The sequence below is a fragment of the Gordonia sp. NPDC003422 genome (genome assembly GCF_053588675.1).
In genome coordinates this window covers 19,911-41,754 of record NZ_JBSFQL010000032.1, presented here as the reverse complement: position 1 = coordinate 41,754, position 21,844 = coordinate 19,911, and the positions used below count along the sequence as shown (strand labels likewise).

General features: G+C 67.1%; 16 protein-coding genes. 5 read left to right on the top strand and 11 right to left on the bottom strand.

The annotated features are described in order from the left end of the window. Nucleotides 1-55: 55 nt before the first annotated feature. The 4 genes from purD to ACWDTF_RS21785 form a co-directional block, all read right to left on the bottom strand. A complete protein-coding gene (gene purD, locus ACWDTF_RS21800; protein WP_355276750.1) occupies nt 56-1,309 on the bottom strand; it encodes a phosphoribosylamine--glycine ligase in 1,254 nt (417 codons plus the stop codon). 24 nt (nt 1,310-1,333) lie between these two features. After that, complete coding sequence (locus ACWDTF_RS21795) at nt 1,334-2,596, bottom strand: low temperature requirement protein A (RefSeq protein WP_374247857.1); 1,263 nt, start codon at nt 2,594-2,596, stop codon at nt 1,334-1,336. Nucleotides 2,597-2,920: 324 nt separating this feature from the next. After that, a complete protein-coding gene (locus tag ACWDTF_RS21790; protein ID WP_355276748.1) occupies nt 2,921-5,002 on the bottom strand; it encodes an ArnT family glycosyltransferase in 2,082 nt (693 codons plus the stop codon). Next, nucleotides 4,999-6,267 carry a glycosyltransferase gene (locus tag ACWDTF_RS21785; RefSeq protein WP_433257892.1) on the bottom strand — a complete coding sequence of 423 codons (1,269 nt, stop codon included), beginning with the start codon at nt 6,265-6,267 and terminating at the stop codon, nt 4,999-5,001. Before ACWDTF_RS21785 ends, ACWDTF_RS21790 begins: the two co-directional genes overlap by 4 nt. A 146-nt stretch (nt 6,268-6,413) precedes the next feature. Here ACWDTF_RS21785 and ACWDTF_RS21780 point away from each other — a divergent pair, with 146 nt between their 5' ends. Next, nucleotides 6,414-8,525, top strand: a complete 2,112-nt coding sequence (locus ACWDTF_RS21780) for a RecQ family ATP-dependent DNA helicase (protein WP_240862019.1) — start codon at nt 6,414-6,416, stop codon at nt 8,523-8,525. Nucleotides 8,526-8,539: 14 nt separating this feature from the next. Here ACWDTF_RS21780 and ACWDTF_RS21775 read toward each other — a convergent pair whose 3' ends face one another. Beyond that, on the bottom strand, nt 8,540-9,130 hold the full coding sequence (locus tag ACWDTF_RS21775; protein ID WP_240862017.1) for a TetR/AcrR family transcriptional regulator: 591 nt from the start codon (nt 9,128-9,130) through the stop codon (nt 8,540-8,542). 69 nt (nt 9,131-9,199) lie between these two features. On the opposite strand from ACWDTF_RS21775, the gene ACWDTF_RS21770 reads away from it, so the two are divergent. Then, complete coding sequence (locus ACWDTF_RS21770; protein ID WP_240862016.1) at nt 9,200-10,057, top strand: alpha/beta fold hydrolase; 858 nt, start codon at nt 9,200-9,202, stop codon at nt 10,055-10,057. A gap of 5 nt (nt 10,058-10,062) precedes the next feature. On the opposite strand, the gene ACWDTF_RS21765 is transcribed toward ACWDTF_RS21770, so the two are convergent. After that, on the bottom strand, nt 10,063-10,491 hold the full coding sequence (locus ACWDTF_RS21765) for an HIT domain-containing protein (RefSeq protein ID WP_433257890.1): 429 nt from the start codon (nt 10,489-10,491) through the stop codon (nt 10,063-10,065). Nucleotides 10,492-10,622: 131 nt separating this feature from the next. Between ACWDTF_RS21765 and ACWDTF_RS21760 the strand changes: the two genes are divergently transcribed. Together ACWDTF_RS21760 and ACWDTF_RS21755 are read left to right on the top strand one after the other, a co-directional pair. Next, nucleotides 10,623-11,675 (top strand): DNA adenine methylase, encoded by a 1,053-nt coding sequence (locus tag ACWDTF_RS21760; protein WP_433257888.1) that lies wholly within the window; start codon nt 10,623-10,625, stop codon nt 11,673-11,675. A gap of 12 nt (nt 11,676-11,687) precedes the next feature. Further along, nucleotides 11,688-12,527, top strand: a complete 840-nt coding sequence (locus tag ACWDTF_RS21755; RefSeq protein ID WP_449755063.1) for a hypothetical protein — start codon at nt 11,688-11,690, stop codon at nt 12,525-12,527. Nucleotides 12,528-12,797: 270 nt separating this feature from the next. Here ACWDTF_RS21755 and ACWDTF_RS21750 read toward each other — a convergent pair whose 3' ends face one another. The 5 genes from ACWDTF_RS21750 to ACWDTF_RS21730 all read right to left on the bottom strand — a co-directional run bounded on the left by ACWDTF_RS21750 (nt 12,798) and on the right by ACWDTF_RS21730 (nt 17,463). Continuing rightward, nucleotides 12,798-14,261 carry an ATP-binding protein gene (locus ACWDTF_RS21750; protein WP_433257886.1) on the bottom strand — a complete coding sequence of 488 codons (1,464 nt, stop codon included), beginning with the start codon at nt 14,259-14,261 and terminating at the stop codon, nt 12,798-12,800. Then, nucleotides 14,261-14,986 (bottom strand): response regulator transcription factor, encoded by a 726-nt coding sequence (locus ACWDTF_RS21745; RefSeq protein WP_374247849.1) that lies wholly within the window; start codon nt 14,984-14,986, stop codon nt 14,261-14,263. Before ACWDTF_RS21745 ends, ACWDTF_RS21750 begins: the two co-directional genes overlap by 1 nt. 93 nt (nt 14,987-15,079) lie before the next feature. Next, nucleotides 15,080-15,757, bottom strand: coding sequence for a DUF899 domain-containing protein (locus tag ACWDTF_RS21740; RefSeq protein WP_355276367.1), 678 nt, complete (start codon nt 15,755-15,757; stop codon nt 15,080-15,082). Between the two features lie 63 nt (nt 15,758-15,820). Next, nucleotides 15,821-17,020 carry a winged helix DNA-binding domain-containing protein gene (locus ACWDTF_RS21735; protein ID WP_449755062.1) on the bottom strand — a complete coding sequence of 400 codons (1,200 nt, stop codon included), beginning with the start codon at nt 17,018-17,020 and terminating at the stop codon, nt 15,821-15,823. Next, the gene (locus ACWDTF_RS21730; protein WP_449755061.1) at nt 17,017-17,463 is read right to left on the bottom strand and encodes a RidA family protein; all 447 of its coding nucleotides are present in this window, start codon (nt 17,461-17,463) and stop codon (nt 17,017-17,019) included. Before ACWDTF_RS21730 ends, ACWDTF_RS21735 begins: the two co-directional genes overlap by 4 nt. Before the next feature lie 444 nt (nt 17,464-17,907). On the opposite strand from ACWDTF_RS21730, the gene ACWDTF_RS21725 reads away from it, so the two are divergent. Beyond that, a complete protein-coding gene (locus ACWDTF_RS21725; protein WP_449755060.1) occupies nt 17,908-21,681 on the top strand; it encodes an nSTAND1 domain-containing NTPase in 3,774 nt (1,257 codons plus the stop codon). Nucleotides 21,682-21,844 lie beyond the last annotated feature (163 nt).

The window sequence follows — 21,844 nt, the reverse complement described above, 5'->3', positions numbered from 1 at the left end:
CCCGCCGTGTGCACTGTGCACGCGGGTCGGCTCCCAGGTACAGCTTTCGGACCCGTCAGATGCTGATCTTGCCTTCCAGGGCGTTGCGACCGATGTCGGTGCGGAAATGCGAGCCGGGCAACTTGATCCCGGCGAGCCGTTCGTACGCCTGCGCGCGGGCCTCGGCGAGGTCGGCACCCGTTCCGACGACGGCCAGCACCCGGCCGCCCGACGACACGACCGCACCGTCGGCGTTGCGTGCGGTTCCCGCGTGCAGGACGCCCTCCGCGTCGGAGCCGGTGATCACGTCGCCGGTCCGGGGTTTGCCCGGGTAGTTCTCGGCCGCCAGAACAACGGTCACCGCCGCACCGTCCGCCCATTCCAGAGGCGGCAAGGCGTCCAGTGTTCCGGTGGCGGTGGCGTTCAACGCTTGTCCCAACGGGGATTTCAGCAGTGCGAGCACCGCTTGGGTCTCCGGATCGCCGAAGCGGCAGTTGAATTCGACGACCGACGGGCCGTCTTTGCCGATGGCGAGTCCCGCATAGAGCAGGCCGGAGAACGGGGTCCCGCGTCGAACAAGTTCTGCCGCAACAGGTTTCACCACGTCATCGACGATCTGTCGGGTCACATCGTCGGGCAGCCACGGCAGCGGTGTGTAGGCGCCCATCCCGCCGGTGTTGGGTCCGGAATCGTTGTCGCCCACCCGTTTGTGGTCCTGCGCCGGGATCAGCGGGACCACCGTCTCACCGTCGACCAACGAGAACAGCGACACCTCCGGGCCGTCGAGGAAGCTCTCCAGCAGCACCGGGTGGCCGCTCTCCAGGCATTCCGCGGCGTGATCGCGCGCAGCGGCCCGATCGGTGGTGACCACCACGCCCTTGCCGGCCGCGAGCCCGTCGTCCTTGACGACCCAGGTGGGACCGAAACGGTCGAGGGCAGCGTCGAGATGCGCAGGGTTGTCGACGACTTCGCTGTGAGCGGTCGCCACGCCCGCCGCGGCCATCACGTCCTTGGCGAACGCCTTGGAACCCTCGATCTGGGCGGCCTGCGCGCCGGGACCGAAGGTGGCGAACCCGGCCTCGCGCAGCGCATCGGCCACGCCCAGGACCAGTGGAACCTCGGGACCGATGACGACGAGATCGGCGTCGACCTTGCGGGCCAGGGCCACCACGGAATCGCTCGACGCGACGTCGACGTCGTGGTTGGTCGCCAGCGCCGTCGTGCCCGCGTTACCGGGTGCGACGTGCAGGTCGGTCACCGACGAGTCCTTGGCGAGTCCGATGAGCAGGGCATGTTCGCGGCCGCCCGAGCCGATCACGAGTACGCGCACGCCGTTGACTCTAGTGGTGTGTGTCTAGGACATCGTGTCGAGGACCGCGGCGAGCGCTCTCTCCCGTCGGGGCACCCCCGCGATCTCGTCGACGATCACCATCATCACCGGGGCGAGAGCCGCCACCGCGACCGCGAGGATCACCGACGCGCCGGCCGCGCACATCCACGTCGCCACACCCAGCACGACGATGACACCGGTAGCGAGGAACAGGCTGAGCGGATCAAACGGCAACAGGTAGTCGTACATGGCGATCACGCCCAGGCAGTAGATGCCGAGCGGGACCGCCACCGACGCGACCACCACACCGCCGCCCACGTGCGCCTCGTGCTCGATGTAGAGGGCTGCGACATGCAGACCGGCCCCGACCGCAGCGGCCGCCATGAAGATGACGATGTGGCCGTAGCCCCACCAGAAGCTCTTGTTCCGATGGGCGTGGAGCGCATCCCCGACCGGGACGGTGAAGTAGATCCACCACATCGCGAAGGTCACGGTCATCGACGACAGACCGAGCACGGCAGTGTCGAGCGACCATCCGTGTGTCTCGATGAGTGCGCCGAGCACGGCGACGGTCCCCACCACGCCTTCGCCGAGGGTGATGATCGTCAGGAGCGAATAGCGCTCCGCGATGTGGTGCGGGTGCCATGGGGTGCCGCCCGACGAACGCGTCTCGCCGACAAACGGTCCCAGCAGTTCGATGCCGACACAGATGGCCATGCCGACGAGCGTCGGGATGAGCGACATGTTGATCAGGAGGACTGCCACCCAACCGAATTGGGCCAGCAGCGTCATGGCCGCATAGATGAGGCACGCGCCGCGATACTCCGGACTCTGCGCTGCCGCCCGCAGCCACTGGGCCACCATGCCGACGCGCATCAGGATGTAGCCGAGCACCAGCACCCGGTTGTCGACGTGCTCGTGGCCGCCCAGCGAGGAGAACACGTCGGGGATGCCGAGGGCGATCACCGCCACACCGATCATCTGCACGAGCGTGACGATGCGGAAGAACCAGTCGTCGGTGTCGAAGGCAGAGGCGAACCAGGCGAAGTTGATCCACGCCCAGATCGCGGCGAACGTGCACAGCAGGTAGCCGATGACGCCGGTCTGGTAGTGGCCCTCGGCCAGTTGATGGGCCAACTGGGTACCGGCCACCGAGAACGCGACCACGAACACGAGGTCGTAGAACAGCTCCAGGTTGGTGGCGGCGCGATCCTCCTCGTGCGGATCTCGACCACTCATTCTGTTCAGGCGGTGACCCATCGACGGGACGCTCGGCAACGCAGACATGCGCCGAACTCTAGGCGATCCTCTGGCCCAAAAGGAAAGCCGTCACCTCCTGGTCGCCGACCGTCTCGGCGCTCATCGGGCGCGAGTGAGTGGCTGGCGCTCATCGACGGAGGGAAGGGTTGGAGGTTTGGGCGCCCACAAAAGTAGGGGAAGAAACTTCATCCCCTACCCTTGGAGTCCTCCCCCAGAAAATTCTCGCGGACGACTACGAACCCCGGGGACGAGGTTCGTCCCCTGGATTTTGCGGCAGGACGCTGGCGCATTTCCGCAGGTCATCGGGGTCGGTCACCCAGTTCTTCGGATCGGCACCACCTGCAGGGAGCATCAGGCCTTCGGGGCCGTCAGGTCGTAGACCGTCACGCCGTCGATGGTGGTGGACGAGAAGTTCTCGGTGACCCAGGTGGCGATCTGCGACGACGGTCGAGCAGTATCCGACCCACCCGGACCGAATCCTCGACCACCCGCGATGAAGAAGTGGATCTTCTTCTCCGCGACCAGTTTCTGGAACTGCTCGAGTGTCGGCGAGGGATCGGTGCCGTTGAAACCGCCGATCGGCATCACCGAGTAGCCGGTTTCCAGCTGGTAGCCCGACGCCTCGTTGGAGCCGACGGCCGCGGCCATCCACGTGAAATCGCTTGCGTCACGGGTCAGGTGGTCGATCATCGCGGCACTCGGCTTGGACCCGTTCAGCAACCCGCCCGGACCACCGGGACCGCCTGGGTAGCGTGCCATGCCAGGGCCCTGCTGGCCTGGCCCCTGCGCGCCGGGACCCTGATTGGGCATGCCGCCGGGGCCGCGCCATCCGCCACGATTGCCACGCATACCCGGTCCGCCGCGGCCACCCGGGCCGAACTCACCGTCGACCCGTGGGCCGGCGCTGATGATCGAGCCCTGCTTGGCCGTCGCAACCGTGTCGACGGTGTAGGCGAGCGGACCGGCGAGACCGGCCAGCACCGCCAGGGTCGCGGCAAGTGCACCGAGGTATTCGCGATCGGCCGCGATCATCAGACCGCCCGCGACAATCCCGACGATGATCACGAGGAACCGCAGCCAGGGCACGAAGTCCGGCGATCGGTCGAGTAGGACGAATCCCCAGATCGCAGCGATCCAGATCGACGCGGCGAGCACCAGGCGCACCCAGAGCCGTTCTCGCTGTTGCCAACACACCGCCGCACCGCCCGCGACCACTGCGGCCACCGCAGGCGCCAGCGCCGCCGTGTAGTAGCTGTGGAAGATGCCGGCCATGTAGCTGAACACGACCATCGTGATCAGGAGCCACAATCCCCATACGACGAGGTAGGCGCGACGGAGATCCGTGCGTGAACGGCGTCCGATCAGTACCAGCGCGGCGATGCCGAGGACGAGTCCAGTGGGGATGAGCCAGGCGATCTGGCCGCCCTGTGCGGGTTCGAACATGCGGAAGAATCCGGTCTCACCCCACATACCGCCGCGTCCTCTGGGTCCGCCGGGACCGCCCTGACCGAAGTACGCAGCTGGGCCGCCCATTCCGGCGTCGCCCCCGCGGCCGCCCGGCATGACACTGCCGGTCTCATTGCCGTTGAGACGACCGAAGCCGTTGTAGCCCAGTGTCAATTCGAGAATCGAGTTGTTCTGCGAGCCACCGATCCACGGCCGCGACGACGCCGGCCACAGTTCGACGGCGAGAATCCACCAGCCCGCGCTGACGATCATCGCACCCAGCGCCGCGAACAGCTCACCGAGTCGTCGGAGCCAGCCGCGGGGACCGAAGGCCAGATAGGTGATCGCCAGCGGCGGAACGATCAGCATCACTTGCAATTGCTTTGTCAGAAAGCCGAATCCGACGAATACGCCGACCAGGATGAGCCAACGAATCCTGCCGGATTCCACCGCCTTGAGGCAGGCCCAGACCGCGGCGATCATCAGCAGCAGGAGCAACGCCTCGGGGTTGTTGAACCGAAACATCATGGCCGACACCGGAACCAGCGCGAGTACCAGACCCGCGAGGATACCGACCCAGTGTCCGAAGTATTTGCGGGTGATCCAGTAGAGCAGCGCCACCGCGGCGACGCCCATCAACACCTGCGGCACCAGGATAGACCACGAGTTGAGCCCGAAGATCCGCACCGACAGACCCGGAATCCACAGCGAGGCAGGTGGTTTGTCGACCGTGATGGAGTTCGCCATGTCCGACGACCCGAAGAACCACGCCTTCCACGACTGCGATCCCGCCTGGATCGCGGCGGAGTAGAAGGAGTTGGCCCAGCCGTTGATCGACAGATTCCACAGGTAGAGGACGGCCGTACCGACCAGGAGTGCGGCCAGCGACAGCCGCTGCCACAGAACGCTGTCGGCAACACGGCCGACGGCCGCCGGACCCGCGGGTGCGGAGTCCGACGGCCGGTCGGTGTCGAGAGTGGCGGTCACTGGGCAGCCCGCGCAGTTGCCGGGGACAGGTGTGAACGGAAGACCCAGCGCAGTCCGACGAAGCGGGTCATCGTCGCCACCAGATTGGCCACCACGAGCACCAGCAGTTCGATGTGCTTGGTCGCGTCGGGCACAAAATAGTGCAGTGCCACAAGCGATCCTGCGGTCACGATCCATCCGAACAGGAACACGCCGAGGCCGAACATCTGGTGCCGTATCGCGTCCTTGCGTCCGCGCACACCGAAGCTGAAGCGGCGGTTGGCGGCGGTGTTGAGGACCGCGGTGACGGCGAGCGCCACGAAGTTCGACACCTGCGCACCCAGGAACGAGTGGAGCAGCAAGTAGAGCACCGCGTAGGCGACGGTCGAGGCCACGCCGACCACGCAGAAGCGCAGCAGCTGGCCGACCATGCCGGTCGGGACGCCCGCGAGGTCGGGGCCGGGTCCGCGGTCGCGACCGATGGCGGCGCGCAGGTCGGCGATCGGCAGTCGTCCCGCGGCCAGCGCGTAACCCACACGGGCGCAACCCTTGAGGTCAGCTACAGCGGTGGACACGATGTCGACGGTGCTGTCCGGGTCGTCGACCCAGTCGACGGGCACCTCGGCGATCCGCAGCCCGATGCGCTCGGCGAGCACCAGCAGTTCGGTGTCGAAGAACCAGCCGGTGTCCTCGACGTAGGGCAGCAGTTCGCGTGCGATGTCGGTGCGCATCGCCTTGAATCCGCACTGGGCGTCGGAGAACTTGGCGCGCATCGTTGTTCGCAGGATCAGGTTGTAGGAGCGGGAGATGAACTCGCGCTTGGGTCCGCGGACCACGCGGGAGGTCCGGGCCAGCCGGGTGCCGATCGCGATGTCGGAGTGGCGCGAGATGAGCGGCGCGATCAGCGGCATCAGTGCGTTCAGGTCGGTCGACAGGTCGACGTCGCAGTAGGCGACGATCTCGGCGTCACTGCCCCGCCACACCGAGTTGAGCGCGCGCCCGCGGCCCTTCTCGTCGAGGTGGACCACACGCAGCCCGTCGATCTCCTCGGTGAGCGCCGCGGCGATCGCCAGCGTCGCGTCGGTGCTCGCGTTGTCGGCGACCGTGATGCGGGCGGTGTACGGGACGTGGGTCCGGAGATGCTCGGCGAGGCGTCGTACCGAATCGGCGACGTCGGCTTCCTCGTTGTAGACCGGAACCACGATGTCGAGGGTCGGGAACTGCGACGAACTGTCGGCCACGATCGTCGTTGGCGAAGCCGTTCGCGGGAGTGCTTCTGCTGTCATGGTCACCACTTTCGACCCCTAGGCTTCGCCCACTCTGCGCCGAACCTGCCAGCTTGCTGTGAGCGATTCGCGCAGTTGTCCACACATCGTCGGCGGGAGATGGATTGCCGGTGGCGCTGTCGGTGAGGGCCGTTAGATTGGGCTCCATGACCTCAGCGACCGGAACCCTCACCGCCGCGCAGCGTCAGGCCGCCGACCGGGTGATCACCAGCCTCGCCGGACCCGACGCTGCCCTGCGGGAGGACCAGCTGCGTGCGGTCACGGCGCTCGCCGGCCCCGCCGAAGGTGCGGTGGGTCCGCGGGTCCTCGTCGTGCAGGCCACCGGCTGGGGCAAGTCGGCGGTGTACTGGTCGGCGACCGCGGTCATACGTGCCGGCGGCGGCGGTCCAACGCTGATCGTGTCGCCGCTGCTGTCGCTCATGCGCGATCAGGTGGCCGCGGCCGAGCGTGGCGGGTTGTCGGCGGCCACCCTGAACTCGTCGAACTTCGGTGAGTGGTCGGAAGTGGAGACCCAACTACTGGCCGGTGACCTCGACGTCCTGCTCGTCTCGCCGGAGCGGCTGGCCAACCCCGGATTCGGGCGTCGGGTCCTCGACGCGTTGGCCGGCAACCTGGGTCTGCTGGTGATCGACGAGGCACATGCGGTGTCGGACTGGGGTCACGATTTCCGACCGGACTATCGGCGCGTCGCCGATGTGCTGCGCACCCTCAACCCAGGAACACCGGTCTTGGCCACCACCGCCACCGCCAATCAGCGCGTCACCGACGACGTCGCCGCCCAACTCGGCGACCAGACCCTGGTGCTGCGCGGTTCCCTGGCACGTAAGTCCTTGCACCTCAACGTGATCGACGGAATGTCGCCGATCGCCCGCTACGGTTGGGTGGCACAGCACATCGACACCCTGCCCGGTTCGGGAATCGTGTACGTGCTGACGGTCGCCGACGCCGACCGCCTCGTCACGGCCATCAAGGCCGTCCACGGCCCGGAATATCCCGTTGCGGCGTACAGCGGAAAGCTCGACGGCGATCGCCGCCATCAGCTCGAGGACGCACTCCTGCGCAACGAGGTGAAGGCCCTTGTCGCCACGTCGGCGCTCGGGATGGGCTACGACAAACCCGACCTCGGCTTCGTCGTGCATGTCGGCTCACCGCCGTCGCCGGTGTCGTACTACCAGCAGGTGGGCCGTGCCGGCCGCGCCCTCGACGACGCGGTGGTCATGCTCCTGGCCTCGCGCACCGACGACCGGATCTGGGACCACTTCGCCACCGCCACCATCCCGGAACCCACCCGCATGCACGGGATTCTGGATGCGCTGGGTGAGTCCGACGAACCGATGTCGGTACCCGCGCTCGAGGCGGTCACCGGGTACCGGCGCACCCGCGTCGAACTCATGCTCAAGCAGCTCGCGGTCGACGGCGCGGTCGACCGGACCACTGACGGGTGGCGCACCACCGGCGAACCGTGGGAGTTCGACGCCCCGCACTACGACGGCATCATCGCCGTCCGACGCCGCGAGGCCGACATCATGCGCGCCTACATCACCGGCGACGACTGCCTGATGCGCCTGCTGATCGCCTCGCTCGACGATCCCGAGGCCACGGCGTGCGGCCGCTGCTCTGTGTGCCGGGGCGAGCTGACCTCACCACTGACCGCCGACGTCGCCACCGAGACCCTGCGCGCGGTCACCGGCGCGCTGCGATCGTCGGCTCTGGAGCTGGAACCGCGCAAGATGTGGCCCGGCGGGGCGTTCGGAACGCGCGGTCGAATCAGCGCGGACCTGGCCGCCGAGCCCGGTCGGGTGCTCGCCCACGCCGACGCTCCCGAGTGGGCGGACCTGCTGGCGGCCGCCCGATCCGGCGACGAGGCAGCACTGGCCGAACTCGGCGATGTCGCGGTCGCGACGCTGTCGTCGTGGGTGCGCCAGGGTGGCATCCGGCCCGATCTGATCCTGTCGCTGCGACTGACCGGCACGACGCTCGCGGAGAAGATCGCCGCGCATCTCCGCGAGGTGGGTCGTCGGGGCGGCGGCGTCATGCCGGTGGGCCCTGGTGACCCGCCCACCGATACGGCCGGAGCCGTCGAGGCCGCGCACTGGCGCGACCGGATCGGTGAGCCGCCACCCGAGGTGACCGGACGCGCGGTGCTGCTGGTGGTCGATGCGACGTCGAGCGGCTGGGCCATCACTCTCGCCGCGGCGGCGCTGCGACGAGCGGGAGCAAGCGCGGTGTCACCGTTGCTGATTCACCGAACTGTGTGATTCACAGTCCCGCATTAGAGGAGCCCCTTCAAGTAGGTCGCGATGATTGCCTCGACCGAAGTTCCTCCACCGACGATCGTTCGTTGAAAGACAAGCGCGTCGAGGAGTGAGACGACTTCGTCGGCCTGAGCGTCATCGACCGTCTGACCGCGCGCCGCCAACGCGCTTACGACCACCCGTCGGCCCACCGACTGCACCTCGGAATCGCCCAACAGTTGCCCGCGCAGGGCATCGTCGTCGACCTCGAGTATCAACGCCAACCGCGCCTTCATATCGGAGTGTCGAGAGGTGAGCGAATCGACGAGGTCGCCAAGCGCGCGCGCCAACTCCTCTACGCTCACCTCCTGCGAGTCCTCGAACCGCGCATCGAGGAAGCTGGCCAATCGAGTGGCGTCGGCCAGAGTTCGTTCGGCGAGCGCACCAACGACGACTTCGAGGAGGGCACGTCGCGTTCTCGCATGGTATGAGGTCGAGCCTTGAGGTATCCCAGCTTCTCTGTCCACCGCGCGGTGCGTCAAAGCGCGCACGCCGTCGCGGGCGATGATCTCGATAGCGCTATCTGCGATGAGCGTTCGTCGTGCGGCGGCACCAGATCGTGTGGACACCCCCAAATACTACAGGTGTAGTGTCTCACGCAGAGAACACTACATCTGTAGCGATAGTCAGGAGTGGCAATGGGCATCGATTTCGTACCCGATCGAAATCTCTATCCGTTCACCTCGCGATGGTTCGCGTCGTCGGCGGGCTCAGTCCACTACATCGATGAGGGTGTCGGACCGACGATCCTGTTCTGTCACGGATCTCCGACATGGAGCTTCTTGTACCGACATGTCGTGACGAGACTGCGCGACAGATTTCGGTGCGTGGCCGTTGATCATCTCGGGTTTGGTCGTTCCGAGCGGCCCGATAACTTCGGGTACACCATCTCCGAGTTGACGAGAGTTCTCGGCGAGGTCGTCGACCACCTGGACCTGGAAGGTTACGTACTGATGGGCCACGACTGGGGCGGCCCGATCGGTCTTGGCGCCGCCACTGCCCGGGCGGATCGCGTGCGTGGAATTGTGCTGGCCAACACCGCTTTCTGGCCGATCACCGCCCTGCCGAACAGAGCGTTCAGCGTCGTCATGTCGAGCGATCCGGCGCGCCGACGAATTCTCGAGAACAACCTGCTCGTCGAGAGGTTTCTCCTCGGCGAACTCGGTTCCACACTGACGTCCGCCGAGGCCGATCAGTACCGTTTCGCGCAGCCCGTCGGCGCACGAGAAGCGCTCGCCGTGATGCCGCGAGAGATTCGAGCGGCCGGCCCGCTGCTTCATCAACTCGAACGCACGGTCCCTGAAACGCTCGGCGACAAGCCCGCTCTCGCGCTGTGGGGCATGCGCGACATGGTGTTTCGCCCGTCGTCGTGCCTACCGCGCGTTCGCGCCGCCTTCCGCGATATCGAGGTCGTCGAGTTGTCGGGCGCAAGACACTTTGTGACAGAGTCCGCACCTGAGCCGATTGCAGAAGCGATCGAGCGTCGGTTCGTCTGAACGTGTCAGTGCTCCGGCACGTACTCCCCGTGCCCGCGACTGCGCAGCGCCTTGCGGATCTTCTCCGCGGCCTCGTCGAGGGATTCGGGACTTGCGTTCTTGTCGGCATTGGCGAGGTCGAAGATCTCCATGCTGCGCGCGGGGAACACATGGAGGTGGACGTGGGGCACCTCGAGTCCGGCGATCAGCAAGCCCATTCGCGGCGCGTCGAACGCCTGCCGGACCGCGCGGCCCACGGTTTGCGCGACGTCGGCGAGATGGGTGAAGGCCGCCGTGTCCAGCAGGTCCCAGTGGTCCACCTCTTTACGCGGAACAATGAGCACGTGCCCCGGCGTCACCGGCTCGATGGTCAGGAATGCGACGGCCTGGCCGTCCTTCCACACGAAACGTCCGGGTAGTTCGCCGTTGATGATCATGCTGAAGACGGTTGCCATGGGAGACAGTCTAGAACCGCCGCATCGTCGAACCGGCCTGTCCGCAAGAGGTTGTCGGGGGTCCATGAGATTCTTTCCCTGTGAGTCGGCCAGAGTTCACGCGTCGGGGGGTCACCCGCGCCGGACGGGATATGAGTTCGAGCGACGTCGTCGCGCGTGCTCAGCGGTTTCCGCGTCTGCGCTACATGGGGTCCAAGTACCGGCTGCTCGCCCATCTCGAGCGCACCTTCGCCGACATCGGCGGCGCGACGGCGGTCGACGCGTTCTCCGGATCCGGGGTGGTGTCCTATCTCCTCAAAGCGCAGGGGTTCGAGGTGGTCAGCAACGACTTCCTCAACTTCCCGCACCTGATCACCCGTGCGACCGTGGCCAATTCGAGCGTCCGTCTCGAACCGGAACTCGTCGAGGAGATCTGCGGGCCGCCCGCCGACGACCGCGACTTCATCTCGACCACCTTCGACGGCCTGTATTTCACGCCGGCCGACCGCGCCTTTCTCGATTCGGCGTGGTCGCACATCGACCGTTTGCGCGGCTATCGCCGTGATCTCGCCATCTCGGCTCTGATCCTGTCGGCGGCCCGCAAGCAACCGCGAGGCGTCTTCACCTTCACCGACTCAACGCGCTACGCGGACGGTCGGCGCGATCTCACAATGAGCCTGCGCGACCACTTCCGCCTGCGGGCCGCGGAGGAATACAGCTCGACGGTGTTCAGCAACGGCCGCAGCAGCCGCAGTGTCTGTGGGGACATCTTCGACCTCGACACGGGGTGGTCGGAGCCACCGGATCTCGTCTACCTCGATCCGCCCTACGCGCCACCGACCGACGACAACGACTACATCAAGCGCTACCACTTTCTCGAGGGGCTGTCCGCATACTGGCAGGGCATGAGCATCATGGAGAACACCAAGACCAAGAAGCTCCACAAGCGCTACACGCCGTTCGCCTACAAACGCACCATCGAAGACGCACTCACCCGCACCTTCGAGCATTTCGAGGATGCGGGGGCGATCGTGCTGTCCTACTCGTCGAATGCCCTGCCCGGCGCCGACCGCATCGTCGACCTGCTCGGCAAGGTGAAACCGTCGGTCGAGGTGATCGCCATCGACCACAAGTACAGTTTCGGCACACACGCGTCGGCCACTCGACGCGACGTCAGCGAATACCTGTTCATCGGACGGGACTGACCGGCAGCCGACATGAGTGACGCGGGCGACTTTGCCGACTACCTGAACTCGTTGGGCCGGTTGACATCTCATGTCGACCCGACGACGTCGACCCCGGAGGCGGAGCGGATCGCGCTGGCCGTCGACCGCCTGGGCGGCCTGCTCGACGCGGATGCGACCGGACTGGCCGCGTGGGTGCGGGACAACCCCGCCGACGTCCCGGTCCTCGGACTCGCCGTCGGGCTGTCGCAGGAGAAGCTCAAGAACGCGCTGCGTGACCGCTTCGACACGACGGGATGGTACGGGCTCGCACGCACACAACCGGTGGAGCTGGTGTCGTGGCTCGACGCCGAGTTCGACCTGGTGCGAACGCTGCGCGCCCAGATGTCGAAGACCTACACCTTCGCCGACATCCTCGTCGCGCGAGCAGGCAGTCGGGTCACGGCGACCCGGGCCGGCGCGTCGGGCCGACGGATCGAAGACGAGATCGAAGACATTGCACGCGATCTGGGACTCGACTACGTCACCCGGTCGCGGTTCACCGGGCGCAACGGTCGTACCGCGCCGGCGGATCTGATCATCGGAGATCCCGATTCCGCCGACATCGTCGTCGCAGCAAAGGGATTCGATTCCACTGGCAGTAAACTCACCGACGCCGTACGCGAGATCGAGGAGATGGCCGAAGTTCGTCTGCCCAAACAACTCGTTCTCGCCGTGATCGACGGGATCGGTTGGAAGTCAAGGCAATCCGACCTTCGTCGCATCCACCAGCTGTGGGCCGACCGGCAGATCGACGGCATGTACACCCTCGTCGGACTCGACCGATTCCGAGCCGACGTCACCGAGTTCGCCCAACTGCGTCGACTCATCTGAGCCCACCACTCCCTGAGCTGACGTGCGAGCGAAAGTCCCCTTCCGCTCCCTGAGGTGATCGAGGCGCTGGCCGAGATCCTCGAAGGGCTTGGTGCGACGACAATTTCACCTCGCCAGGGGCTTCGAGGCTCGCAGGCTCGCACCTCAGCCATCGGTAGGGCTCGACCTCGACGAGCACCTCAGGGAGCGGAGGAGGGGCGGTGTGAGTTGTTCGGTTCACTCGCTTGATGTGCTTCCACGAATCCAGACTGAGGGCCGCCCACGATCCGGTCAGTCGTCGAGGCGAGGTAGGCGAACCCAGAAGGTGGCACCGGCACCGGGAACCGAGTCGACGCCAACACGCCCGCCATGCGCGTCGACAAGTGCGGCGACGATCGAGAGTCCGAGCCCACTGCCGCCGCCTTCCCCACGTGAGCGGGAACTGTCGCCGCGGTAGAACCGCTCGAAGACGTGGCCCGTCTCGTCGGCGCTCAGACCCTGGCCGGTGTCGGCGACGCGCAACACGACGTCGTCGCCGTCCACTGCGACGCCGACCGTGATCGATGCGTCGTCGGGGGTGTGCACCACCGCATTGTTGACGAGGTTGCGCACCACCTGGACGAGTCGCGGGGCGTCACCGAGCACCATGGGTGGCGCGTCGGACACGTCCACCTGCATTCGGATGTCGCGGTTCGGCGCCGCCACTCGCGCGGCTTGCACAGCGTCGGCGGCCAGTGCAAGACAGTCGACCGGTTGGGCGTCGAGTGGTCGCTGCGCGTCGAGGCGCGCGAGCACCAACAGATCCTGCACGAGCAGCGTCATGCGGCCGGCCTCATCGTCGATGCGCCGCATGGCGTCTGTCGCGTCGGGCACACCGCCCTGTCGGTACAGTTCGGCGAATCCCTTGATCGAGGTGAGGGGTGTGCGCAGTTCATGACTCGCGTCGGCCACGAATCTGCGCATCTTCTCCTCCGACGCGCGGGCCTGCTGTTCGGAAGCCGCGGTGGCGGCGAAGGCATGCTGGATCTGGCCGAGCATCGTGTTCAGCGACGCCGACAGGCTGCCCACCTCGGTGTTGGACGCGGCAGGCGGCACCCGCATGTTCAGGTTCCCGGCCGCGATGGCGTGCGCCGTCTCCTCGACCCGGCGCAGCGGACGCAGACTCGAGCGAACCAGCAGATAACTGGCCACACCCAGGACCACGACGACGACCGCCCCGATCGCCAGCTGTAGGCCAACGAGCCTGGAGATGGTCGCATCAACGTCGGACAGCGGTATCGCAACGATGGATTCGCCGTACGGATTGGTGTGTTTGATCAGCCGCCATTCCGGACCGTCACCGTCGGCCGAATCGACCGTGATGGGTCCGACGTTGCCGTCCGGCAGGCCGTTCAGTTGCGGCTCGTCGTTGAAGTCGTTGCTGGACAAGATATCTCCGTCGGGCGTCGTGGAGACCACGAAGTACGGAGATGGTGGACGACGCGGACCGGGCGGCGGTCCCGGTGTCGGATTACCCTCGCGGTTGCGAGGTTTGGCCCAGGTGTTGACGGCGTTCTGCAAACCGGTGTCGGTGCGGTCGATGAGATCTTGCTTCATCGCGGATGTGACGGCGACACCGGAGGCGAGAAGACCGAGAACAACGAGTACGAGCATCAGCCCGACCAACGAGAAACGCAGCGGAACACCATGTTTGGGCACCCGCCGAGCCGCAATGGCATCCAGCGGGGCGGGCGACGCCGCCGACGATCCGGCCATCAGTCGCGCGGCTCGCGCATGACGTATCCGACGCCGCGCAGCGTGTGGATCAGTCGTTTGTCGCCGGTGTCGAGTTTGCGGCGCAGGTAGGACACGTAGGACTCGACCACGTTGACCTCACCACCGAAGTCGTAGTTCCAGACATGGTCGAGGATGCGCGGCTTGGACAACACCGTGCCCGCATTCACCATGAAATACCGCAACAGGGTGAACTCCGTCGGCGAAAGCGCAACGAGCTTGCCCGCCTTGAACACCTCGTGGGTTTCGTCATCGAGTTCGATGTCGGCGAAGGTGATTCGCGACGCCTGCTTCTCGGTGGCGTCGAACCCGCTGCGGCGCAACAGTACCTGCAGCCGCGCGACGACCTCTTCGAGACTGAACGGTTTGGTCACGTAGTCGTCGCCGCCGATGGTCAGCCCGTTGATCTTGTCCTCGACCGAGTCGCGGGCCGACAGGAACAGGGCGGGCGCGGCAATTCCATCCGCACGGAGACGACGCAGGAGGCCGAAGCCGTCCATGCCGGGCATCATCACGTCGAGGATGAGGGCGTCGGGTTTGAAGGTGCGGCACCGGTCGATCGCGGCGGGACCGTTCTCGGCAGTCTCGACCTCGTAGCCCTGGAACTTCAGCGAGACCGACAGCAGCTGCCGAATGTTCTCCTCGTCGTCGACCACGAGGATCTTGGCGCCCTTGCCTGCATGCTGCTCACTACCCGGTTCACTCACATCCATCACACTCCCCCATGAGCCTGCCACTGCCCTGGCGACACTCTGGCAGAACCCTGTGAATGTTGACCTGCGACGATGCAGTCGCTGGAGTCAGGTGCCGTACAGTCGCGCGACGTCGGGTGAGTCGAGCCAGCCCGAGTAGGTGGGCCGTTGCGGCCAGCCGTCGGGCGAATCCTGCCATTCCTCCTGGCGGCCCCACGGCAGGACGTCGATCAGCGCGAAACTGTGGCTGAGCTGCTCGGTCCCGCGGCCGGAGGTGTGCCAGGTGCGGTAGACGGTGTCGCCGTCCCGGAGGAACACGTTGACTGCGAAGCCCTCACCCGGCGCGGCATCGACGTCGGACCCGAACGGGCTGTCGGCCGACGAGTACCAGTCCATCTGGTTCCCGACCTTGCGCTTGTACGCCAACGCCTCATCGATCGGACCGCCCGTCACGATGACGAACCGGGCGTCGTAGTTGTCGAGGAAGTCGAGGCGCGTGAATTGTGAGGTGAAGCCGGTGCAACCGCCGCATTGGAATTCGGCACCGTCCGACCACATGTGGTTGTAGACGATGAGCTGCGAACGACCCTCGAAGACATCGGCGAGCCGCGCCGGACCGTCGGCGCCGACGAGCGTGTAGTCGGGCATCTCGACCATCGGCATCTTGCGTCGTTGCGCTGCGATCGCGTCCAGTTCGCGGGTCGCGGACTTCTCGCGAGCACGTAACTCGGCGAGTTGCGCGGCCCAGGTCTCCTGGTCGACGACCTCGGGTATTCCGTCAGACATGTCGGGTCCTCTCGATGAGTGGTTTCCGGTCCCTTGGTGGTCGACCAGCCGCAGACGCCCAACTCATCGCTTGCGCATGAACGGCGCCGGATAGCCCGGTTTCGGCCGGACCTCGCCGAGCCAGGTGGCGAGTTCGTCCGCGCGCTCACCCAGGGCGCGGCGGGCGCTTGCCGGCAGCTTCTCGAGGAGATGCACCTCGACCGCGCCGTCCGGGTTCTGCGACCACCCGCCCACGATCCGACCGTCCCACCAGGCGGTCTGGCCGCCATTGCCGTTGGTGTCGAAGACGTGCGCGGCATGGTCGCCGACGTAGAAGTCGCGCTCCTTGTGGCCCATGGTGGTCGGGTCGAGTTCCGGGAGCAGCAGCGCGCACGGCTCGACGGGGTGGTCGGGGTCAAGGTCGTCGGCGTGGACGTATCCGACGCGACCGCCGTCGAGATCGACGGTCACCACATCGAGGTCGGCAAGCGCGGCGCGCACCGCGGTCTTGGTGGACCCGAGCCACCACACCAGATCGGTCTCGGTTCCCGGGCCGAACGCGCGTAACCAACGGTCGATCATCGCGCGATGCCCTTGTGCCGGGTCGACAGGCTCCAAGGGCGCGCCGAGCCATCGGGACATGAGGACCCACGACGGTCGGGACAGGTGCCAGCCGGCCGCGTTGGGACCGCGGACGATCTCGCCGGCGGCGCTCATCATGTTGAGCACTCGCGGCCCCATCGGCGCCCGGCCCGCCCACTTCGTGCCGGCGCCGTGAACGATGTAGCCGTCCAGCTCGGAGCGCCGCTCGCGGAGTTGGGTCGACGTGAGTGCCGGTTCCGTCCCGAGCTCGTCGAGCACCGCCGCTCGCGCCTTGTCGATCCAGCCGTCGGGATCGTCGTAGTGGTCGGGACCGTCCGGGCTGTCGCTGCGGCGGAGGTCGCGCAGCATGTTGGTGCGCTCCGACGCGGTCACCCGTGGCCCGACAGCGCCGATGGCGTCGGCTAGCGTCGGCCGGCTGAAGACGAACAGAGTCCGCCGCATCGCGAGCTGCTTGACGAGGACTCGATCGGTATAGAGGGCCGCGGTCATGTCGTCCGGATCGAAGTCGGGGATGCGCGCCCACGCCGACAGGTAGACGGTCGACGGTGTGGTCGCGTGTAGCCCGACCATCGCGTCCGCGGCGTCGACCACCCCGCCCGCCGGGTTCTCCGCGGCGAGTCGGTGCCGACGCATGAGCCGGGTTCGACGCTCGGCGTCGTCGATGTGCGGTCGGGACGTCACGGCTGACGCGCACCGAGCGCGGCGACGGCGTCGACCTCCACCACCTGACCGTCGTAGGGCAGCACGGTCACCCCCACGATCATGGCGGGTGGCACATCACCACCGAAGGCCTCGACGACGGCGTTCCACGCGACGGCGAGGTCGGCTTGCAGATGCTCGGCGACATAGACGGTGAGTTTCGCGATGTCGGCGAATCCGGCACCCCGCTCGGTGAGAACGGCGTCCAGATTCGACAGACACCGACGGGTCTGGGCGACCACGTCCCCGGGTGAATCGATCGCTGCTTTTGGCAAGGAAAGGTCGAAGGGAGAGATCCCGGCGGTGAAGAGAAGCGGTCCCGCGTCGACCGTCGCGCTGTACGGGAACCCACCGTCGGGAAGTGCGGCCGATGCGTGCCTGCGGACCCGGCCTACCGATGCGGATTCGGGCAACTCGGAATTCATGCCTCGAGATTAGGCGGGTGGTCCGGGACCGGGCCGACCCCCATCGGCTCCGGCCCCGGTACCCCATTGCGGATGCGGTCGACGTGCGACACACAACCCCCGACAGGCGGTGCAAGCACCTCCGTGTGTCGTCCGTTCGTCCGTCCTCCGCAGCGCCTCCCCCGACGCGCTCCATAAGCTCACCCCAAACATCCGGCCGTCTCCAGTCCACCCTCGGATAACCCGATGAAGATACTGGTCAGGACGCGATTAGAGAATCCGGACCGGACAGCATGTGCTCCGGATCCGGACAAAATCAGGTCATTTGACCTGGCATCGGCGGCACTAAGGACAGCCTCACCACGTGGCCGGGGTCACCTGCATTGGCGTCGCGCCGACACGTACCGGATGATTGAGCCTGCAAGTTTCAGGTGTTCGGTTGGTCGGGGTCGTGGGTGATGGTCAGTGGATTTCGGTGAGGCGTTGGCGCGCCTGTTCGTCCAAGCTGGACGACCCACGCTCCGCGCTGCTGCCTCCCGCGCGAAGGCGTCCGCCCAACGCATCAGCGACTGGCGCAATGGGCGTCATCTGCCGCGCGACTTCGCCACCGTCGAGCCGCTTCTCCTCTGGCTGACGTCGCGTGCGGTCGCGGCCGGCGAGGCCGACGTCTTGAGCATCCCGCAATGGCGGGAACTCTGGGACCGTCACCTCGAGGAGGCCCTCGACACCGACGCGACCACCGCACCGGTCACCCGGCCGTATGCCGGTCTGGCGACGCTCACCGCCGCGGACAGTTCTCTGTTCTTCGGCAGGGACGATCTGGTCACGACGCTCGTCGACACGATCTTGGCGGCTGCCTGCGAGCCGGCGCCCGGCGGTGCGACGGATCAGGGTCCCGGGGCACGGATCGTCGTGGTCACCGGGGTGTCGGGTTCGGGCAAGTCGTCGCTCCTGCGCGCGGGCCTGGCACGCGACCGGCGCCTCGAGACACCGAGTCACGCGACCGTCGGGCCCGCGGGCATTCGCCTCGACCCCACCGACGCCGACTCCGGCGACAGCCCGGCCGTGATCGTGATCGACCAGTTCGAGAACGCCTTCTCTCTGGAACCGGACGCACTGACCTCCACCTTGCTGGAGGTGGAAAGGCTGGCGCGCGACTCCGTGGTGGTGCTCGGCATCCGGGCCGACTTCTTCGAACAGTGCGTGGAGTTCCCGTTGCTCGCCGACGCCTGGCAGTCGCGGTGCGTCATCGTCTCCGAGATGACGCGCAACCAGTTGCGCGAGGTCATCACCGGTCCGGTGCGTATCGCCGGCGGCCGCATCGAATCCGGCCTGGCCGACGTGATGATCACCGACCTGTACGAGGCGTCGACGGTCAGCGACCGGGCCGGACGACTACCGCTGCTCGCCCACGTCCTCCAGGCGACCTGGACGCGCCGATCCGGGAACCGGATGACCCTGTCGGCCTACCGCGCGACCGGCGGCATCGCGCGTGCCGTCGCCGATACCGCCGAGGCCGCCTGGGCCGCACTCGACCCGGGTGACCAGGACCTGGCCCGCGCCTTGCTGCTCGGTCTGGTGCACGTCGGCCCGGCCGGAATCGCATTGCGCGTGCCGCTCGCCCCGGCGACGATCGCGAGCCGCTTCCCGCCGACCGTCTCGTCGGTCATCGACATCTTCGCCCAGGCTCGCCTGCTGACCGTGTCCACGGACTCGGTCATGTTGGTACATGACGTCGTCCTCACCGCCTGGCCGCGTCTGGCGGAGTGGATCGCCGCGGACTCCGGCACCCATCTGTGGCGCCAGCAACTCGACGCCGACACCGAGTCGTGGGTGAGTTCGGGTCGTAGCCGGTCGTTCCTCTACACCGGCTCGCGGTTGGACGACGCACGTCACCATCGGACATCGTTGCGGCGCACGTACCAGCACCTCCTGAGTAAGGAGAACGACGAGTTCCTCGACGCCGCGGCCGCCCAGCAGCGCCGCCGACGTCTGTTCCTGATCGTCGCGGCCGTCATCGTCGCCGGTCTGGCGGTCGCGTCGACCATCACGGCCGCCATCGGACTGCGGCAGGCCCACGACCTCACCCTGCAGCGCAACGCGGCCGAGCGGGCAGCGCTCCTGTCCCACATCGACAGCATGCAGCAGACCAATCCGTCGCTGGCCGCGCGACTGCTCCTCGTCGCGCACAACCTCTACCCCGACGACCCGACGGTGACGAGCCGCGTCCGCGGCGCGGCGACCAGCCCGCTGGCCTACCCACTGACCGGCCACACCGGACCGGTCTACGACCTCGCCTTCAACAGCGACGGCCGGTTCCTGGCGTCGGCCGGCGGTGATCGAGAGGTTCGGCTCTGGCAACGCAGCGCCGACGCCGCCGGATACCGTCAGCAAGCGGTGATGACGGGGTTCGGGCAGTACGTGACATCGGTGAGTTTTCACCCCACCCGGCCGCTGCTGGCCTCCGGCAGCGGGGACGGGACGGTCCGGCTGTGGGACATCTCCACACCGTCGGCACCGCGGCTGGCCGCGACGATGTCGCCGGGACACGGGACGGTCTACATGGTGCGGTTCGCGACCGACGGCACCACGCTGGCCGCGTCGTCGGACGACGGAACCATCACCATCTTCTCGGTGCCGGCGGTCGGCGCCCCGGTCGAGACGGCCGTCTTGCGGGGACATTCCGCGGCGGCGCGCACCCTCGCGTACAGCCCGGACGGGCGACTGCTCGCCAGCGGCGGCGACGACCGGGTGGTGCGACTCTGGACAACGGGCCCCACGCCGGTGCCCGTCGGCGCCCCGATCGCCGGGTTCCCGAGCATCACCCATTCGGTGACGTTCGGCCCCGACAGCCGGCAACTCGCGGTGACCGGCGACAGCCCGAACGCCCAGATCTGGAGTGTCGCTGACCCGCAGCGACCGGTCCCGGTCAGCACGTCGTTGCCCAACACCACTGCCGGCTCGTGGTCGATCGATTTCAGTCCGGCAGGCAATCAGCTCGCCTCAGCACGGGCCGACGGGACGGTCACCGTGTGGAACACCGCCAACCCGACCACGCCGATCACGCAGTGGGCGCTGCAAACCGCGTCGGAACAGGGCTCGGTGCGCACGTTCTCCGCGCAGTTCAGTCCGGACGGGTCGGAGTTGGTGTCCGGCAGATCCGATGGCACGCTCGACGTGTGGAGCCTGCCGTCGACCACACACCCCGACCACGGCGGCACCATCACCGGCATCGGCCAGAGCGCGGACGCCCGCATTCTGGCGACGGTCGGGGTCGACACCACCCTCAACGTGTGGACCAACGATGCCGGTGTGCTGACGTTTCGGTCGCGCACCCCGATCCAGCGTCGCGTCAACGACCATCCGCGGGTGAGCGTCAACGCCACCGGCACACAAGTCGCCACGGCCAACAACAACGGTGGCGTGGTCGAGTTGTGGGACATTGGCAACCCGTCGCGTCCGCGTGCCGCAGCCAAACTCGAGATCGGTACCCGGTATTCGTCACCGGTCGCCTTCGCGCCGACCGGCCTCGAGGGTGGCGGCATCCTGGCGACCGGCGCCGACGATTTCAGTGTTCGTCTCTGGACCACGAGCGACCCCAACCGGCCGACGCCGTTCGGGCCGGTGCTGCGCGGCCCGTCCGACCTGATCCGCGGTATCGCGTTCAGCCCGCAGGGCGATCGCCTCGCCGTCACCTCCGACGACAAACGCGTCTACATCTACGACGTCGCCGCACAGCGGGCGGAGCCGATCGCGATCATCGACGACGTCGCACCGGTCACCGCGGCCGTGTTCTCCGACGACGGCAATGTGCTCGTGGTCGCCTCCAAGGATCTGAGCACTTGGCATCTGCCCCGTGGCGAGGGCCCGGCGACGCCGATCGACCGGCGAACCGACATGCATGTGTCGACGCTGTCGCTTGCCCCGTCCCGGGTGATCGTGGGCACCTCCACCCACGAACTCATGAGCTTCGCCATCAGTGCCGACGGCAAACTGTCCGATCAGCAATCGGTGCTTCCGCTGCTCGCGACCACCGACTCCACCACGACGTGGCAGTTCCCGCCGCTGACGACCGCCGACGACATGATCGTCACCGGCGGCGACACCACCGGCGCGGTCTACCAGCAGACAATGCGCGTCGAAGATGCCCAACACTGGATCTGCAACAGCACGCCCCCACTCACCGACGGCCAGCAGGAGGCGTACCTCCCGCACACCGAGATCAAGGCGGGTTGCTGAGCGAGATCAGCGCTCGCTTTCTGGATTCGCGACACACCGACGCGCGCTCGAACGAGGGGTGGTCGTCCGGCCGAAGGCCACACAAGAAAGTAGGGGAAGAAACTTCTTCCCCTACCCTTGGAGTCCTCCCCACAAAATTTCGCGGGGACGGCTTGGAACTTAG

Excerpts from the sequence above, each read along its gene's own strand:
- ACWDTF_RS21795 (WP_374247857.1), bottom strand. The coding sequence starts at position 2,596 with ATGTCTGCGTTGCCGAGCGTCCCGTCGATGGGTCACCGCCTGAACAGA.
- ACWDTF_RS21785 (WP_433257892.1), bottom strand. The coding sequence starts at position 6,267 with ATGACAGCAGAAGCACTCCCGCGAACGGCTTCGCCAACGACGATCGTG.
- ACWDTF_RS21780 (WP_240862019.1), top strand. The coding sequence starts at position 6,414 with ATGACCTCAGCGACCGGAACCCTCACCGCCGCGCAGCGTCAGGCCGCC.
- ACWDTF_RS21770 (WP_240862016.1), top strand. The coding sequence starts at position 9,200 with ATGGGCATCGATTTCGTACCCGATCGAAATCTCTATCCGTTCACCTCG.
- ACWDTF_RS21765 (WP_433257890.1), bottom strand. The coding sequence starts at position 10,491 with ATGGCAACCGTCTTCAGCATGATCATCAACGGCGAACTACCCGGACGT.
- ACWDTF_RS21760 (WP_433257888.1), top strand. The coding sequence starts at position 10,623 with ATGAGTTCGAGCGACGTCGTCGCGCGTGCTCAGCGGTTTCCGCGTCTG.
- ACWDTF_RS21755 (WP_449755063.1), top strand. The coding sequence starts at position 11,688 with ATGAGTGACGCGGGCGACTTTGCCGACTACCTGAACTCGTTGGGCCGG.
- ACWDTF_RS21750 (WP_433257886.1), bottom strand. The coding sequence starts at position 14,261 with ATGGCCGGATCGTCGGCGGCGTCGCCCGCCCCGCTGGATGCCATTGCG.
- ACWDTF_RS21740 (WP_355276367.1), bottom strand. The coding sequence starts at position 15,757 with ATGTCTGACGGAATACCCGAGGTCGTCGACCAGGAGACCTGGGCCGCG.
- ACWDTF_RS21730 (WP_449755061.1), bottom strand. The coding sequence starts at position 17,463 with ATGAATTCCGAGTTGCCCGAATCCGCATCGGTAGGCCGGGTCCGCAGG.